Source organism: Aeromonas sp. SCS5 (genome assembly GCF_001887375.1).
GTDB lineage: Bacteria > Pseudomonadota > Gammaproteobacteria > Enterobacterales > Aeromonadaceae > Aeromonas > Aeromonas jandaei.
Genome location: NZ_LFCS01000005.1, coordinates 228,502 through 243,686 on the forward strand (window position 1 = coordinate 228,502; position 15,185 = coordinate 243,686).

General features: G+C 62.3%; 16 protein-coding genes. 12 read left to right on the top strand and 4 right to left on the bottom strand.

The genetic code is table 11. From position 1 onward, the window contains the following. Positions 1–58: 58 nt before the first annotated feature. Positions 59–1,435 (bottom strand): C4-dicarboxylate transporter DcuC, encoded by a 1,377-nt coding sequence (gene dcuC / locus BS300_RS07270; RefSeq protein WP_033112828.1) that lies wholly within the window; start codon positions 1,433–1,435, stop codon positions 59–61. A gap of 284 nt (positions 1,436–1,719) precedes the next feature. Here dcuC and BS300_RS07275 point away from each other — a divergent pair, with 284 nt between their 5' ends. The 8 genes from BS300_RS07275 (at position 1,720) to BS300_RS07305 (ending at position 8,985) form a co-directional block, all read left to right on the top strand. Continuing rightward, complete coding sequence (locus BS300_RS07275; RefSeq protein WP_033112827.1) at positions 1,720–2,034, top strand: hypothetical protein; 315 nt, start codon at positions 1,720–1,722, stop codon at positions 2,032–2,034. Positions 2,035–2,262: 228 nt separating this feature from the next. Then, positions 2,263–2,613 carry an ArsC family reductase gene (locus tag BS300_RS07280; protein ID WP_041208377.1) on the top strand — a complete coding sequence of 117 codons (351 nt, stop codon included), beginning with the start codon at positions 2,263–2,265 and terminating at the stop codon, positions 2,611–2,613. 19 nt (positions 2,614–2,632) lie between these two features. Further along, positions 2,633–3,760, top strand: a complete 1,128-nt coding sequence (dapE, locus tag BS300_RS07285) for a succinyl-diaminopimelate desuccinylase (protein ID WP_042032523.1) — start codon at positions 2,633–2,635, stop codon at positions 3,758–3,760. Further along, positions 3,757–4,461: a M15 family metallopeptidase gene (locus BS300_RS07290; protein WP_071911798.1), complete on the top strand. Its 705-nt coding sequence runs from the start codon at positions 3,757–3,759 to the stop codon at positions 4,459–4,461. Before dapE ends, BS300_RS07290 begins: the two co-directional genes overlap by 4 nt. Then, positions 4,458–4,604, top strand: coding sequence for a hypothetical protein (locus BS300_RS21050; protein ID WP_104015276.1), 147 nt, complete (start codon positions 4,458–4,460; stop codon positions 4,602–4,604). The genes BS300_RS07290 and BS300_RS21050 overlap by 4 nt, the downstream gene beginning before the upstream one ends. 267 nt (positions 4,605–4,871) lie before the next feature. After that, the gene (locus BS300_RS07295) at positions 4,872–6,599 is read left to right on the top strand and encodes a potassium/proton antiporter (RefSeq protein WP_041208372.1); all 1,728 of its coding nucleotides are present in this window, start codon (positions 4,872–4,874) and stop codon (positions 6,597–6,599) included. Positions 6,600–6,643: 44 nt separating this feature from the next. Further along, positions 6,644–7,747 (top strand): beta-N-acetylglucosaminidase domain-containing protein, encoded by a 1,104-nt coding sequence (locus BS300_RS07300; RefSeq protein WP_071911801.1) that lies wholly within the window; start codon positions 6,644–6,646, stop codon positions 7,745–7,747. Positions 7,748–7,776: 29 nt separating this feature from the next. Next, on the top strand, positions 7,777–8,985 hold the full coding sequence (locus BS300_RS07305) for a cation:proton antiporter (RefSeq protein WP_071911804.1): 1,209 nt from the start codon (positions 7,777–7,779) through the stop codon (positions 8,983–8,985). A 70-nt stretch (positions 8,986–9,055) separates the two neighbouring features. Here BS300_RS07305 and BS300_RS07310 read toward each other — a convergent pair whose 3' ends face one another. Next, on the bottom strand, positions 9,056–9,688 hold the full coding sequence (locus tag BS300_RS07310; protein WP_071911806.1) for a LysE family translocator: 633 nt from the start codon (positions 9,686–9,688) through the stop codon (positions 9,056–9,058). A 219-nt stretch (positions 9,689–9,907) separates the two neighbouring features. On the opposite strand from BS300_RS07310, the gene BS300_RS07315 reads away from it, so the two are divergent. From BS300_RS07315 to BS300_RS07325, 3 genes are all read left to right on the top strand, one after another. After that, positions 9,908–11,530 carry a methyl-accepting chemotaxis protein gene (locus BS300_RS07315; RefSeq protein WP_071911810.1) on the top strand — a complete coding sequence of 541 codons (1,623 nt, stop codon included), beginning with the start codon at positions 9,908–9,910 and terminating at the stop codon, positions 11,528–11,530. Between the two features lie 329 nt (positions 11,531–11,859). After that, positions 11,860–12,390, top strand: a complete 531-nt coding sequence (locus BS300_RS07320) for a DUF1523 family protein (RefSeq protein ID WP_041208367.1) — start codon at positions 11,860–11,862, stop codon at positions 12,388–12,390. Next, the gene (locus BS300_RS07325) at positions 12,387–12,683 is read left to right on the top strand and encodes a winged helix-turn-helix domain-containing protein (protein WP_005337957.1); all 297 of its coding nucleotides are present in this window, start codon (positions 12,387–12,389) and stop codon (positions 12,681–12,683) included. Before BS300_RS07320 ends, BS300_RS07325 begins: the two co-directional genes overlap by 4 nt. Positions 12,684–12,766: 83 nt before the next feature. On the opposite strand, the gene BS300_RS07330 is transcribed toward BS300_RS07325, so the two are convergent. Both BS300_RS07330 and rihA read right to left on the bottom strand, forming a co-directional pair. Next, positions 12,767–13,237, bottom strand: coding sequence for a hypothetical protein (locus BS300_RS07330; protein WP_033113507.1), 471 nt, complete (start codon positions 13,235–13,237; stop codon positions 12,767–12,769). A 34-nt stretch (positions 13,238–13,271) separates the two neighbouring features. After that, positions 13,272–14,207 carry a pyrimidine-specific ribonucleoside hydrolase RihA gene (gene rihA / locus BS300_RS07335; protein ID WP_071911812.1) on the bottom strand — a complete coding sequence of 312 codons (936 nt, stop codon included), beginning with the start codon at positions 14,205–14,207 and terminating at the stop codon, positions 13,272–13,274. A gap of 206 nt (positions 14,208–14,413) precedes the next feature. On the opposite strand from rihA, the gene BS300_RS07340 reads away from it, so the two are divergent. Then, the gene (locus BS300_RS07340) at positions 14,414–15,142 is read left to right on the top strand and encodes an RluA family pseudouridine synthase (RefSeq protein ID WP_192849741.1); all 729 of its coding nucleotides are present in this window, start codon (positions 14,414–14,416) and stop codon (positions 15,140–15,142) included. The last annotated feature ends 43 nt before the right edge of the window (positions 15,143–15,185 follow it).

Consider the following 15,185-nt stretch of genomic DNA (forward strand, 5'->3'; position numbering starts at 1 on the left):
GCCAACAGCGGTCGACCAGCCCGAACCGGGTGGCCGATCGCCCTGTAAACCACAGCTTTTACATGAACAGCAGATAGTTGAGGGTCAATGCCGTCACCAGCGCCCCCGCCATGGGCACGCAGGTGCGCTTGACCACCACGAAGGGGGAGACCTTGGCGATGCCCGCACAGGCGATCAGCACCGCCGCAATCGGGGAGACGGTGCGGCCGATACTGGAGGCGAGCTGCATCGGCAGCAGCATGGTCACCGCAGGTACGCCGAACTTGGCTGCCACGGCAGGTGCCAGGGTCGAGAAGCTGAGGAACGCCGCGTTGCCGGAGCCCATGATCACCGCTGCCACCATGATGAGGCCCACCATCACCAGGGTCATCAGGCCGCTGCCGATACCGGCATTGCTGGCTGAGTGCAGCAGGGTATCGATGGCGCCGATGGCTTTGAGGGATTCGGCAAACAGCTCGGCACAGACGATCAGCGCCACCACAGGGCCAAACACCTTGCCCATGCCGTCGAGGAAGCTCGACAGCCCGGCAAAAGCGGTGCGCACCGAGCGGGTACGCAGCAGCTCACACAGCATGCCGATAAAGACCGACAGCAGCATCGCCACTTCCACACTGACGCTGATGGTGGTCACCAGCAGTTTGGAGAAGGTCATCATCAACACGAAGGGGATGATGGGCAGCAGGGCATACCAGGTGGGCGCCGCTACCGCGTCGGTGCCCTTCTCGTCCAGCTCGGCGTGTTCGCCGCGATGCTGGGCCGGATCCCAGCCATCCTTGCGGTCACAGTGCCGTTGCCAGAAGAAGTGCAGCACCATGGTCACCAGCAGCATGGGGGCCACCAGCCAGATCTGGTAGTCAACGAAATAGCTGGTCGGATCCATGCCGGATTGGCCGGCGGAGAAGATGGCGTTGGTCTGGGTCGGGCCAATCTCGAACGCCTGGGAGGTGGCGATGACGCCACAGGCGGAGGCCGGGCTGATCCCGAGGTTGCGCATCACCGGATACATGGTGACCATCAACAGCAGACCAAGGCCGGTGGCGGAGGTGACAAACAGGGAGACAAAGACCGCCACCAGATAGCAGATGGAGAGCATCAGGTAGCTGGACTGAATGCCTGCCACCGGTTTGACCGCCACCCGCACCAGCGCCTGGGAGGCACCGATATGGGACATGTAGGTGGCAAAACCGGCCACCGCCATGATGGTGAGGCCGAGGCCCGCCGCACGGTAGGAGAAGATCCCCTTGAACACTTCGAACAGATCGAACAGGGCGAAGCCGGTGCTCTTGTCAGCGGGCAGAATGGGGTGCAATCCCAGCCAGTAGGCCAGGGTGAAAATGGCCATACCGGCCAATGCCAGCACCGCCTGCGGGTTGTAATCCTTGATGATGCCGTAGACCACGGCAACCAGTACGAGCAAGACGAAGACGAGTTCCAATATTCACTCCTGATAAATTTATCGAAGAGCGAAATCTAGTGATCTGACCAGAACTTGCCTTTGATCCCCATCAATAAAGGGGCCATCACCGTCACCAGACAGCATAATATGTCGAGCAGGCAACACTTTTTAATCATTCACACTACCGAGAACCGTTTTACACGGTTTAATCGGGAATTGTGTAACGCGACTCCCCTCTTTTTTGCGTTGGATCAACATAAGCCGCCCCCGAAGCGGCCAAGATGCGCATCGACAAGAGCGACCATTTCGCGCCGGAGAGAGTTATGACAAACCAAGCCACCGCAGGTGTCTCGACCTGCGATTATCAGCTGTGGGATATCCTCGTCGAGTCTGCAAAGGAACGCACCACCATTCGTTACTCCAAACTGGCCAAACTGGCCGGACTGGAGCAGCGTCAGGACGAACTGCGCACCCTGCTGCAGCGTGTTCGCATGTACTGCACCGAAAACCATCTGCCGATCCTCTCCGCCATCGTGGTGGACGATGTGGGCAAATACAGCGGCCTCTCCTCCAGTCTGCCCGACGCCCCCTGGGAGCGCGCCCGGGTCTTTGATCACCCCTGGCATCCGCTGCACTGATACCAGCTGCCCCGGCAGCACAGAAGAGACACTCTTCTGCCTCTCCAGAGCGCGCCACCCGGCGCGTTCTGGCTATCTGGCTCCCCGCTTTTCCTCCTCTCTCCCCTTCCGACGGTGCCATCAGCGTTGCCATGGGATCGCCACAATGCCAGAATCGGGCCCTTGCACTCTGTTGATTCGGATTTTCGGGCGCGGCCACGGCCAGCGCCCACAAGAGAAGGACTCCCCATGGCCACCACCCTCTATGGCATCAAGAACTGCGACACCATCAAGAAAGCCCGCAAGTGGCTGGATGAGGCCGGCATCGACTACCGCTTTCACGACCATCGCGCCGATGGCCTGAGCCCGGACGATCTCGACCGCTGGCTGGCCAAGCTCGGCTGGGAAGCGCTGCTCAACAGCCGCGGCACCACCTTCCGCGCCCTGCCGGATGAGGCCAAACAGGGGCTCGACACCGCCAAGGCGCGCGCCCTGCTGCTGGAGCACCCGGCGATGATCAAGCGCCCGCTGCTGGATCGTGACGGCGAACTGACCCTGGGTTTCAAGGCCGATCACTACCAATCCCTCTTCTCCCGTTAAGGACAACTAAGGACAACTGATGTCGGATGTCATCGCACTGGCCAAGGATCTGATCCGCCGCCCCTCCGTTACCCCGCTGGATGAAGGGTGCCAGACCCTGATGGCGGAGCGCCTCGCCAAACTCGGCTTTGTTATCGAGCCCATGGTGTTTGAAGACACCACCAACCTCTGGGCCCGTCGCGGCAGCGAGGGGCCGCTCTTCTGCTTCGCCGGTCACACCGACGTGGTGCCTGCCGGCCCGCTGGACAAATGGCACACCCCGCCGTTCGAGCCGACCATCAGGGATGGCGTGCTCTATGGCCGTGGCGCCGCCGACATGAAGGGCTCGCTGGCCGCCATGGTGGTGGCGGTCGAGCGTTTCGTAGCCGAGCATCCGGATCACACCGGATCGATCGCTTTCCTTATCACCTCCGATGAGGAGGGGCCCTTTATCAATGGCACCACCCGGGTGATCGACACCCTGGAAGCGCGCAACGAGAAGATCACCTGGTGCATCGTCGGTGAGCCCTCCTCCACCGCCGTGGTCGGGGATGTGGTAAAAAATGGCCGGCGCGGCTCCATCACCGGCGATCTGCTGGTGCGCGGGGTGCAGGGCCACGTCGCCTATCCCCATCTGGCGGACAACCCCATTCATAAAGCCGCGCCAGCGCTGGCGGAACTTGCCGCCACCGTGTGGGATGAGGGCAACGCCTACTTCCCCCCCACCAGCTTCCAGATCGCCAACATTCAGGCGGGCACCGGCGCCTCCAACGTCATTCCCGGCGAATTGCACGTCCAGTTCAACTTCCGCTTCAGCACCGAACTGACCGACCTGGATATCCGCGAGCGGGTCGAGGCTCTGCTGGATAGACATGGTCTCGATTACCAGCTGAACTGGACCCTCTCCGGCCAGCCGTTCCTCACCGACACCGGCAAACTGCTGGCGGCGGCGGTCTCTGCCATCGAGGCGGTCAATGGCCAGCAGCCAGCCCTGCTCACCACCGGCGGCACCTCGGACGGGCGCTTTATCGCCCCTACCGGCGCCGAAGTGATCGAGCTCGGCCCGGTCAACGCCACCATCCACAAGGTGAACGAGTGCGTGAAGGCGGACGATCTGGATCTGCTGGCCGACATGTACCAAGGAGTGCTGGAGCGACTGCTGGCATGACGCAGGAACAACTGATGGGGCTCGACGAGAGCCACCTTATTCTGGTGGGGCGCGGCCCCCACCGCCTGACCCCGGCGGCGGCTGCCTCCTTCAACGACATGCAGGTGGCCGCCGCCCACGCCGGTTTCAACCTGCAAGCGGCGTCCAGCTGGCGCGGTTTTGATCGCCAGCTCGCCATCTGGAATGGCAAGTGGCGCGGCGAGCGGCCGCTGCTCGATGCCAACAGCCAGCCCATTGATGCCTTGCAGCTGAGCGATGAAGAGCGGCTACACGCCATTTTGCGCTGGAGCGCCCTGCCCGGCACCAGTCGCCACCACTGGGGCACCGATCTCGACATCTACGACCCGGACTGCCTGCCCGCCGACACCAAACTGGCGCTGGAACCCTGGGAGTATGAAGCCGGGGGCTGGTTTGCCGACTTGAGCGAGTGGCTCACCGACCATATGGGGGATTTCGGTTTCTTCCTGCCCTATGCCAAACCGGTCGGCGCAGGCAGCGGCGTCGCCTACGAGCCGTGGCACATCAGCTTCGCCCCCGAAGCGGGCGAGCAGCAGCTCGACCCGGCGGCGCTGGCACTTTGCCTGCAACAGGCGGATATTGAAGGCAAGGCGACCATTCTGGCCAATCTGGACAAGATCCTGGCCCGTTACGTCACCTTGCCATCCACTGAATTGCCCTGCGATGAAAGGAGTAGCACATGAATCTCTGGCTCTGGATAGGGCTGCCACTGCTCTTTCTGCTCGGGCTGTTTCTCAATGCCATCAAAGACATGAAACGGCTGGAGAAGCAGTTGCCCAAATACAAGGACAAGATCCGTGAAGTGAAGGACGATGACGACGACTGAGTCGTGCCATCCGGGGAGCACAAGTGTGCTCCCTTCTCTTTTTCTCCTGTTTATCTCCTCCCCTTGCCTCTACTCCCCCGGCGTCAGGTTTCCATCTGACCATCACCGCCAACATCCCCTCTCACCCACTCTGAGGGGTCAGAAGATGGCGCGCGAGTGGTGAAAAAATGTCAAAAGATGCAAATTAATGCACGATTAAACCACACAAGGGGGTCTTAACTGCATATAATGTGCCTACTTTGCCGTTAGTCAGAAAGGAGTTCGCCCTTGGATGCAGTGACCATCAACAGTTTCTTTTTTGTCGGTGCCCTGTTGGTTGGAGCCAGTGTCCTGCTAAGTGCGCTCTCTTCCCGTCTCGGTATTCCCATTCTGGTCATCTTCCTCGCCGTCGGTATGCTGGCGGGGGAAGATGGCCCCGGCGGCATCCACTTCGCCGACTACTCCATCGCCTATCTGGTGGGCAACCTGGCGCTGGCCATCATCCTGCTCGACGGCGGCATGCGCACCCGGGTCTCCTCGTTCCGGGTGGCGCTCTGGCCAGCCCTGTCGCTGGCGACGGTCGGGGTGGCCATCACCACCGGCCTGACGGGGCTCGCCGCCGCCTGGCTGTTTGACCTCAACCTGATGCAGGGGATGCTGATCGGCGCCATCGTCGGCTCCACCGATGCGGCGGCAGTCTTCTCCCTGCTCGGCGGGCGCAGCCTCAACGAGCGGGTCAGCGCCACCCTGGAGATAGAATCGGGCAGCAACGACCCCATGGCGGTCTTTCTCACCGTCACCCTGATCGAGGTGCTGGCCAGCAGCCAGCAGGATCTCAACGCCGGTTTTCTGCTGCTGCAGCTCATCAAACAGTTCGGCCTTGGTGCCGGGATCGGCCTTGCCGGTGGCTGGCTGCTGTGGCGCCTTATCAACACCGCCCGCCTGGCACCGGGGCTCTATCCGCTACTCACCGTGAGCGGCGGCCTGCTGATCTTCGCCCTCACCACGGCGGTGGGTGGCAGCGGCATCCTCGCCATCTATCTAACAGGTCTGTTGCTCGGCAACCTCTCCCTGCGCAGTCGCAGCACCACCTTGTCGGTGCTGGACGGCCTGACCTGGCTCAGCCAGATCGGCATGTTTCTGGTGCTGGGGCTGCTCGCCTCGCCCCACAAGCTGCTGCCCATCGCCCTGCCGGCGCTGGCGCTGGCGATGTGGATGATCCTCTTTGCCCGCCCCATCTCGGTCTGGATCGGGCTGCTGCCGTTCAAGAACTTTGCCCCGCGCGAACGCTGGTTTATCTCCTGGGTTGGCCTGCGCGGCGCGGTGCCCATCATTCTGGCGGTCTTCCCCATGATGGCGGGGCTGCCCAACGCCCAGCTCTACTTCAACGTCGCCTTCTTCGTGGTGCTGGTCTCGCTGATTTTGCAGGGCAGCTCGCTGCCGCTGGCCTCAAAACTGGCGCGGGTGGAAGTACCGGCCCCACCGTCGCCCATCAACCGCTCCGGGCTCGAGATCGATCTCGACAGCCAGTGGGAGACCTTCGTCTACCAGCTGGGGGAAGAGAAATGGTGCATCGGCTCGCCGCTGCGGGATCTGCGCATGCCTGCCGGCACTAGGGTCAGCGCCCTGTTTCGCGGCCGCGAGCTGCTCCACCCCTCGGGCAGTACCTGCCTGCAGGCGGACGATATCCTCTGCGTCATCGGCCACGAGCGCGATCTGCCCGCCCTTGGCCAGCTCTTTAGCCAGGCGCCGGAGCAGGATCTCGGCCCGCGCTTCTTCGGTGACTTCCAGCTGGATGCCGCGGCGCGACTGGTGGATCTCGCCCCTATCTACGGGCTAGATGTGAGCGAGGTGGCGGATCAGACACTGGGCGATTTTATTGCCAGCCAGCTTGGCGATAATCTGGTAGTCGGTGACAACATCGAGTGGCAGGGCCTGATCTGGACCGTGGCCGAAATGGATGAGAGCATTCCCGTCAAGATCGGGGTTCGTTTTCAGGAAGAGGATCCGGTCTAGACGACCGGCCCGTATCAAGTCCCCCAGCAAGAAGGGAGAGAGTTATGCCATATCAGAGTTTGCAGTCCGGTCTGCTGCCCCCCTCTGCCAATCTGGGGGTGATCGAGGGCTTTTTTGGCAAGGGATGGAGCTGGCAGGCCCGTGCCCGCTACGCCCAGTGGCTGCCGCGCCACGGCTACGGCTTCTATATCTACGCCCCGAAAGAGGATGGCTATCTGCGCAAGCACTGGGCCCTCCCCTGGCCCGAGCAGCAGCTGGCGGATCTCGCCGAACTGGCACGCCAGTGCCGTGCCAACGGCCTCGCCTTCGGAGTAGGCTTGAGCCCCATGGGGGCGCATCACGACTATGATCGCAAGCGCCCGGCGCTGCTTGAGAAGGTGCGCCTTATCGACGAAGTGCTGCAGCCCGACATTCTGGCAGTACTGTTTGACGACATGAAGGGGGATACCCCGGATCTGGCCTGGCACCAGCTCACCATCGCCCACGACATTGCGGCCCACAGCAAGGCGACCCGCCTCATCTTCTGCCCCAGCTACTACTCGACCGATCCGGTGCTGGAGAAGGTGTTCGGCGCCATGCCACCGCGCTATCTGGAGGAGATTGGCGAGCAGCTCGACCGCCGCTTCGAGATCTTCTGGACCGGCCCCAAGGTCTGCTCGACCGAGTATCCGGCGGTACACCTCAAGCAGGTGACCGAGCTGCTCGGCCGCAAGCCCTTCCTGTGGGACAACTACCCGGTCAACGATGGCAGCAAGGCGAGCAGCTACCTCTATCTGCGTGCCTTCGAGAACCGCCCCGCCGAGCTGGCGGATCTGCTCTCCGGCCATGCGGTCAACCCGATGAAGCAGGCGGCGCTCTCCGCCCTGCCACTCGCCACCCTGCCGATGAGCTACAAGCTCGGCAAGCAGTATGATCCCGACAAGGCGCTGCACGCCTCCCTCAACGCCACCTGCGGCCCGCAGATCTCGGCGATGATTGAGGCCGACCTGCCGCTGTTTCAGGATCTGGGGCTGGCCCGGCTCACTCCCGAGCAGATTGCCGCCCTCAAGGCGCGCTACCTGCCGTTTCGCGATCAGGCTTGCGTCGATGAAATCGTGCGCTGGCTGGACGGCGAGTATGTGTTCGACCCGGACTGCCTGACCGATTAAACCGCCCCGCGGGGCAGGAAGGAGGTTGTATGGATGCACACCTGCTTTATCAGAATCTGGCGGTGATCGCCGCCTTTTTACTGCTCTACAGCCTGATCGCGGGGCGCTTCGAGTCAAAACTGGTCAACGGCCCCCTGCTCTTTCTGCTGACCGGCTGGCTGCTGGGGCCGGGAGGGCTGGAGTTGCTCTCCCTCTCCATCGACAGCGCCGGCATCAAGCTGCTGGCAGAGCTGACTCTGGTGATCGTGCTGTTCAACGATGCCGCCAACACCAACTGGCAGGTGCTGCTGGCCAACCGCCAGCTCCCCATCCGGCTGCTGCTGATCGGCCTCCCCCTCACCCTGCTCTGTGGCGCCCTGTTTGGCCACTGGATCTTCCCCGACCTGCCACTGCTGGAGATGGCCATCCTCTCCACCATTCTCGCCCCCACCGATGCGGCGCTCGGCAAGGCGGTGGTGAGCAATCCGGCGGTACCGGCACCACTGCGCGAAGGGCTCAATCAGGAGAGTGGCCTCAACGACGGCATCTGCGTGCCTGTGCTGCTCCTGCTGCTCGCTCTTATCGCCCCCACCGAGGAGCACACCGGCACCGCAGCGCTGGCCATCACCCTGATGCTGGAGGAGATCGGTATCGGTCTTCTGGTCGCCTTCGTGCTGACCGCCCTCACCGTCCGGCTGCTGAAAGTCTCCTATCTCAACGGCTGGCAACTGCCGCTCTGGCGCCAGCTCACCATGCCGGGGCTGGCGCTGCTCTGCTTTGCGCTGGCCCAGACTCTCGGTGGCAGCGGCTTTATCGCCGCCTTCGTCGGTGGTTTGCTGATGGGACGGCGCCTTGGCGAGCACAAGCACGCCTATATGGACAGCTGCGAGGGGTATGGCGATCTGCTCTCGGTGGTGATCTGGATGGTGTTTGGCGCCACCCTGATGCCCATCCTGCCGGAGCTGCTGCACTGGCAGTTCTGGCTCTATGCGGCAGCCAGCCTCACCCTGCTGCGGATGGTGCCGGTCTGGCTGAGCCTCATCGGTACCGGCCTCAAGCCGGAGCTCAAGCTCTTTATCGGCTGGTTCGGGCCGCGGGGTCTTGCCAGCATCGTCTTTGCGGTGATGGTGCTGCAAAACGAGCCGGCCCTTATCGGCCAGCGCCCCATCATCGCCACCGTGCTCTGCACCATTATCCTGAGCGTCATCCTGCATGGCCTCACCGCCAACCCCTGGGTCGAGCGCTTCAAGCCCCGCTGAGCTATTCGCCCATAAAAAATGCCACCTCGCGGTGGCATTTTTCTTTCGTAAAGCGGCTCTCTGACGACTCTTACCCGAGCGCCAACCAGACCCCCACTCCCAGCATCAGAGTACCGGCAATGCGGTTCATCAGGGTGACGTTGCCGCTCTTGGCGAGGAAGTGGCGCAGGGTGCGGCCGCCGCTGGCGTAGAGCAGCAGGCAGGAGAACTCGATGACCAAAATCAGCGCCACCAGCGCGGTGATCTGCGGCGCCATCGGTCGGCTGGCCGAGATAAAGGGGGGCAGCAGGGAGATCATGAAAGCCCACCCCTTGGGGTTGGCGATGGCGGTGACAAAGCCCTGCAGCGCCAGTCCCATGGGGCTGCTCTGCTGCCCGGCCGCGAGATCGGCCGGAATGGCCATCTTCCCCTTGGCCTGCCACATCTGGATGCCGAGCCAGATGAGATAGGCACCGCCCACATATTTGAAGGCGGCGAAGATGGCCGGATAGTTGAGCATGATGGTCGCCACCCCGATCACCGAGAGCACCGATACCAGCCCGACGCCGATCAGCTCCCCCCACATCATGTGCAGGGTGCGGCGCACGCCAAGGCTCATCCCCAGCGTCATCGCCAGAGTCATGCACATGCCCGGGGTGACGGAGACAAAGAAGAAGGTGGGGATAAAGAGCGCCAGAATGGCCGGATCAATCCAGCTGGACACGACAAACCTCCATGGCAAAACAGGGTAGCAAACGAGGATCAGGCAGCCGTAAACGGCGCCGGAATGTTATTTGAGCAAGCCTGTCATCTTGCCCATCCCGCGCTTTTCAGACAAGAAAAAACCTTTGCTTTCAGCATATTTCAGCAAGAAAAGGCTGTGACACCCCCTGTCGCGGCTGTGTAAGATAGCGCCTCCTTCATTTTCGGGGTTACGTCTCACATGTCATTGAATAATCTATCAATAAGAATTCAGGTACTGATACCGCTGCTGCTGGCCAGCCTGCTGATGATGGTGATGATTGCCATCAGCAAACAGGGTCTGGACGAAGCCATTAGTGACATAGATGAGACGACCCAGAGCGTGGTGCGCAACAAGGACGACATTGCCAAGCTGATCCACGCCACCTACCGGCTGCGCACCAGCGCCATCTACGGTCTCTACGACGCGGCCCAGTTTGCCGCCCTGCCCGCCAACCTCAACAGTGCCGAGCAGGAGATCACCACCATCCTCGCCCGTCTGGTGATCCCGGGCGCTGAGCAGGATAACCGTCAGGTGGCGGCTGCCCTGCAGGCCTACCTTGGCCACACCCGCAACAACATGCTGCCGTTGCTGACCCAAAAGCATCAGGGGGGTGGCGATGCCGCGGCGTATGAGGCCGCCCGCCTCCAGTTCCGCGAGCTGGGCGAACAGCTCATCAAACAGATTGACACCATGTCGGCCCACATCAACCAGCTGACCCAGAGCGAGCTGGCGCAGGAGCAGGCCCACTACCATGCCACCCTGCTGCGCACCCTGCTGCTCACGGCCGTCGCCCTGCTGGCGGCACTGCTGTGTGGCTGGTGGCTCTCCGGCCGCATCGTCAGCCCCATCGGCCAGCTGCAGAGCGTGATGCACGCCGTCGCGCAGGGTCGCTTCAACGTCCGCGCCAGGGTCGAGGGTGACAACGAACTGGCCCAGCTGGCCAAAGATATCAACCTCACTCTGGGGCAGCTTGGCAGCACCATCGAAACCCTGACCGGCATCAGCAACAACGTCGCCTCCGCTGCGACCGAGCTGGCCGCGGTGATGACCCAGGCTGAAGCCAACGCCCAGCAGCAGCGCGGCGAAATTGAGCAGGTTGCCTCGGCGGTGACCGAGCTCTCCAGCACGGCCGACAACGTCAACCACAACGCCGCCGTGGCCGACGAGCTGGCCCGCGATGCCAACAGCCGGGTTGAGCAGGGGCTCGCCCTGTTTGGCGAGAGCATTGCTGCCAACAGCCGAATGGCAGGCAGTCTGGAAGATGCCGCCGCCATCGTCGCTCGCCTCAAGACCCAGTCCGAGCAGATCGGCAAGGTGATTGAAGTGATTCAGGGGATCTCCGAGCAGACCAACCTGCTGGCCCTCAACGCGGCCATCGAAGCGGCCCGTGCCGGCGAAACCGGGCGCGGTTTTGCCGTCGTCGCTGACGAGGTGCGGATGCTGGCGGCCCGAACCCAGGCCTCCACCAAGGAGATCCAGGCCATCATCGAGCAGCTGCAGAGCCAGTCCCAGTCCGCCAATCAGGGGGTTCAGGAGACGCTGGAGATCCTCGAGAACAACCAGCGCCTCTCCGCGCAGGTACAGGATCTGCTGAGCGGTATCACGGGGGCGGTGCGCCAGATCAACGATGCCAACGCCCAGGTGGCTACCGCCGCCGAGGAGCAGTCCTGCGTCACTGCCGACATCAACCGCAACATCACCAACATCCACGAGATCGTGAGCCAGAGCTCCGCCGGCATCAGCCAGAGCGCCAGCGCCAGCCACGAACTGTCGGAGCTGGCCGAGCAGCAGCGCAAGCAGCTCTCTCACTTCCAGCTCTGACACGCGGCCGGAAAGATAAAAAGAGGCCGGCACAGGCCTCTGGATAGCAATAAAGCCCCTTATTTTATAAATAAGGGGCTTTATTTATTCGGCCACATATCTCTTCGTACACTCCCCTTACGCCTCCATACAGTGTCAATCAACACGTTTTTCCCCTCCTCCGGTATCCGTCCGAACAACGCATTACGACAGGTTTAACCACGATGCGTGGTGCAGGAGGCAGTTGTTTTAAACGCCATTTTTTGGCAGTTGGTGCCATAAGGGACTGGGCTGTGGGGGCAAATGTGAGTATGGTAGAGGCACGTCACTCCCCCTCACGTGAGACCATCATGAGCCTGAGATTCAAGAAACCCGCTTTTATCGCCCTGGGGCTCATTGCCCTCGTTTCCGCCACCTGGCTCGACTATTACCTGCCGGAGCACACCATCGCCACCATCACCGGGGTCGAGGTGAAGCGCACCGACAAGGATGGCCCCATCAGCCAGAAGAACCCGGCTGACGGCCCCACTACCGATGTCTACTACATCTACACCGAGCGTCCCGGCGAGAAGATCCGGGTGTTCCGCAACGAGGATACCGAGTGGGGCTGGCCCTTCTACTTCAAGTTCAACGCCGCCGACGTACAGGCAAAGGCCAAGTCGATGGAGTTCGAAAAACGGCTCGCCATCATCACCTCCTACGGCTGGCGCATCAACATGTTCTCCATGTTCCCCAACGTCACCAAGATTGAGAGCACCGAGCCTGACGCCTCCACCTGGAGCTTCTTCCGCTGGTTCTGGTTCGGCCTCTGGGCACTGGTGATGGGCAAAGCCGCCATCGCAACCTGGCGCTACTTCGATCGTCTTGAGGACGAGCTATGAGCGAGCCGAGCAAGACCCGCACCAGCTTCTACCGCCGCCTCTACGTGGCCTGGCTGATCAGCCAGGGCACGGATACGGTGCCGGCCATCATGGAGGCGACCGGCATGCCGCGCCGCACCGCGCAGGATACCCTGACGGCGCTGGCCGAACTCGATATCAGCTGCGCCTTCGAGCAAACCGAGGGGGCTCGCCACCTGCAGGGGCACTACCGCATCAGCGACTGGGGCCCCATCAATCCGGCGTGGATCAAGGCCCAGCTGCCTCTTATCAAGGAGACGCTGAGCTACCCCTGATCCGGGGGCAGAGCAGCAATAAAGAGGGGCCAGCCGGCAAGGCTGGCCCCTCTTTTTTCAGGCCGATGGCGTGACAGGTCGCCCTACTCGGGCATGGCCGAATCCTCAAGCTCCCCGTCAGACTCGCCGCGGGTGCAGTCGATGATGGAGCGCTTGGGGTTGTTGGGATCGCGCAAAAGCAGAGGGGCAGAGCCCTCGTTGTGCTTCTGCTCGTCGCTAAACTCGCTGCCGTAGGCGTTGTGGGTCAACCGGCGGGCGTTGGCGATGGGGGTATCGACAAAGAGGGCGTGCACTTCGAAGCTGGAGGCCGGCACGATAAAACCGACCACCGGCAAGCCGTGCAGCTCCTCGTGCACCTTGTACCAGGCAAAGCCGTCGCTCACCTTGTAGGGGGTGTAGTTGTTGAGCTGCAGATTGGCTGGCCGCCCGGTCTCACCGTCGATATAGAGATCGTTAAAATCACAGGTCGCCAGCCCCTGCCACATCCGCTCGAATGGCGTCGCGCAGCCTGTCAGTTGCAACCCGGCCAGCAGCGCCAACCCTGTCTTCCACATTCCCTGCCCCTTCTTGCAAAAAGTGAATCGGCCCTCAGCCAAAGGCCCGCAGCCGCTCGACCAGCAGATCGATAAAACCTGCCCGATCCAGCCCCAGCAACACCAGCGCATTGGCTGGTTTGCCGGAGAGACCATAGCGGTCCACCACCGTCATCCCCACGGTATGCTCACCCCGGGTCTCGATATCGACCCGGCACTCCACGCCATGGAACAGAGCGGGATTGAGCAACCAGGCAATGGTACAGGGGTCGTGCAGCGGCGCGCCAGCAAATCCCCACTTGGGGTCCCGATGGTAGATCATGAAAAAATCGAGCAGACCGGCCACACACTGGGCCACCGGATTGGTGATGGCGCGTACCCGTTCGATATCCTCGTCCATCACCTGCGCCTCGTGGGTCACATCGAGGCCGCACATGGTGATGGGAATGCCCGACTTGAAGACCATATCGGCCGCTTCCGGGTCCACATAAATATTGAATTCCGCCGCTGGTGTCCAGTTGCCGGCCCCTGCGGCGCCCCCCATCAGCACGATGCGGGCAATCTTGCTCTTTAGCTCGGGGTGAGCTGCCAGCAGCAGGGCGATATTGGTGAGCGGGCCGGTCGGCACCAGGGTCACGGGCTCAGCGCTCTCGCGCAGACATCTGGCCATCAGCTCGATCCCCGTCATCGCTTGCGGGGCAAAAGCGGGATCCGGCAGTTTGGGGCCATCGAGACCCGATTCGCCATGGACGTTGTCGGCGATGATAAGCTCGCGGGCCAGCGGTTTCGGCGCCCCGGCCGCCACCGGAATATCGTCCCGCCCCAGCAAGGTGAGGATGCGCAGGGCATTGTTGAGGGTCTTGTCCGGCGTCTGGTTGCCCGCGCTGGTGGTGACCGCCAACACCTTCAGTTCAGGACTGGCCAGCGCCAGAATCAGGGCGATGGCGTCGTCGTGGCCGGGATCACAATCGAGAATAACGGGCAGTGCCATGGAGAGACTCCTTACAACATCAAAGGGAGCCCTACCTTAGCAAGCTCGCGGCGGCTGAACTCGGGAGGGGGTCACAAAACGGTTCCTGATTTTTTTCAATCAGTTACCTTCGTACTTTCACAGCCGACCAGCAGCAGGCCGCAATGAGGGGATGGTGTGGCGAGCGCATCCGCTACGCCGATTCGCGCCTTACCCGCCACTTGGGTATGATGGCCCCCCGTTTCCAGCCCGTGCGCCCTATGTCTGTTATCGTCGACACCTTTATCGCCCCGCCCTGCAAGGCCGCCATCGAGATCCTGTTCGAGGATGAACACCTGCTGCTCATCAACAAGCCGAGCGGCCTGCTGAGCCTCTCTGGCAAGAATCCGCAAAACCTCGACTCGGTGCACTATCGCCTGGTGCAGGATTACCCCGGCTGTACCCTGGTGCATCGCCTCGACTTCGGCACTTCTGGCATCATGGTGGTGGCCAGAAACAAGGCCATCAATGCCCTGCTCTGCCAGCAATTCAGCCAGCGGGCGGTGAGCAAGGCCTACAGCGCCCTGCTCTGTGGCCATCTGATTGACGACGAAGGGCTTATCGATGCCCCCATCGCCAAGGAGCCGGCGATCTTTCCGCTGATGAAGATCTGCGCCGCCAGTGGCAAACCCGCCCGCTCCCGCTATCAGGTGGTTGAACGGCTGGAGCAGCAGATGCAGGGACAAACCGTGCCTTTGACCCGGGTGCGGCTGGTGCCGGAGACCGGCCGCACCCATCAGCTGCGCATCCACTGCCAGCTGCTGGGCCACCCCATCCTCGGTTGCGATCTCTATGGTGGCCTGCAGCCACCCGGCTGCGAACAGGCACCGCGGCTGATGCTGCATGCCAGCGAGCTGGATTTTGCTCATCCGGTGAGCGGTGAGCCGATGCAGATCCGCTGTGCGCCTGCGTTTTAGAGGCAATGGGGAGAGACAACAAGTGCGAGTGCGACGGGATCAG

Bases quoted from the DNA above. Each gene is read 5' to 3' on its own strand.
- BS300_RS07275 (WP_033112827.1), top strand. From the start codon at position 1,720: ATGACAAACCAAGCCACCGCAGGTGTCTCGACCTGCGATTATCAGCTG.
- BS300_RS07280 (WP_041208377.1), top strand. From the start codon at position 2,263: ATGGCCACCACCCTCTATGGCATCAAGAACTGCGACACCATCAAGAAA.
- dapE (WP_042032523.1), top strand. From the start codon at position 2,633: ATGTCGGATGTCATCGCACTGGCCAAGGATCTGATCCGCCGCCCCTCC.
- BS300_RS07290 (WP_071911798.1), top strand. From the start codon at position 3,757: ATGACGCAGGAACAACTGATGGGGCTCGACGAGAGCCACCTTATTCTG.
- BS300_RS21050 (WP_104015276.1), top strand. From the start codon at position 4,458: ATGAATCTCTGGCTCTGGATAGGGCTGCCACTGCTCTTTCTGCTCGGG.
- BS300_RS07300 (WP_071911801.1), top strand. From the start codon at position 6,644: ATGCCATATCAGAGTTTGCAGTCCGGTCTGCTGCCCCCCTCTGCCAAT.
- BS300_RS07305 (WP_071911804.1), top strand. From the start codon at position 7,777: ATGGATGCACACCTGCTTTATCAGAATCTGGCGGTGATCGCCGCCTTT.
- BS300_RS07315 (WP_071911810.1), top strand. From the start codon at position 9,908: ATGTCATTGAATAATCTATCAATAAGAATTCAGGTACTGATACCGCTG.
- BS300_RS07320 (WP_041208367.1), top strand. From the start codon at position 11,860: ATGAGCCTGAGATTCAAGAAACCCGCTTTTATCGCCCTGGGGCTCATT.
- BS300_RS07325 (WP_005337957.1), top strand. From the start codon at position 12,387: ATGAGCGAGCCGAGCAAGACCCGCACCAGCTTCTACCGCCGCCTCTAC.
- BS300_RS07330 (WP_033113507.1), bottom strand. From the start codon at position 13,237: ATGTGGAAGACAGGGTTGGCGCTGCTGGCCGGGTTGCAACTGACAGGC.
- rihA (WP_071911812.1), bottom strand. From the start codon at position 14,207: ATGGCACTGCCCGTTATTCTCGATTGTGATCCCGGCCACGACGACGCC.
- BS300_RS07340 (WP_192849741.1), top strand. From the start codon at position 14,414: ATGATGGCCCCCCGTTTCCAGCCCGTGCGCCCTATGTCTGTTATCGTC.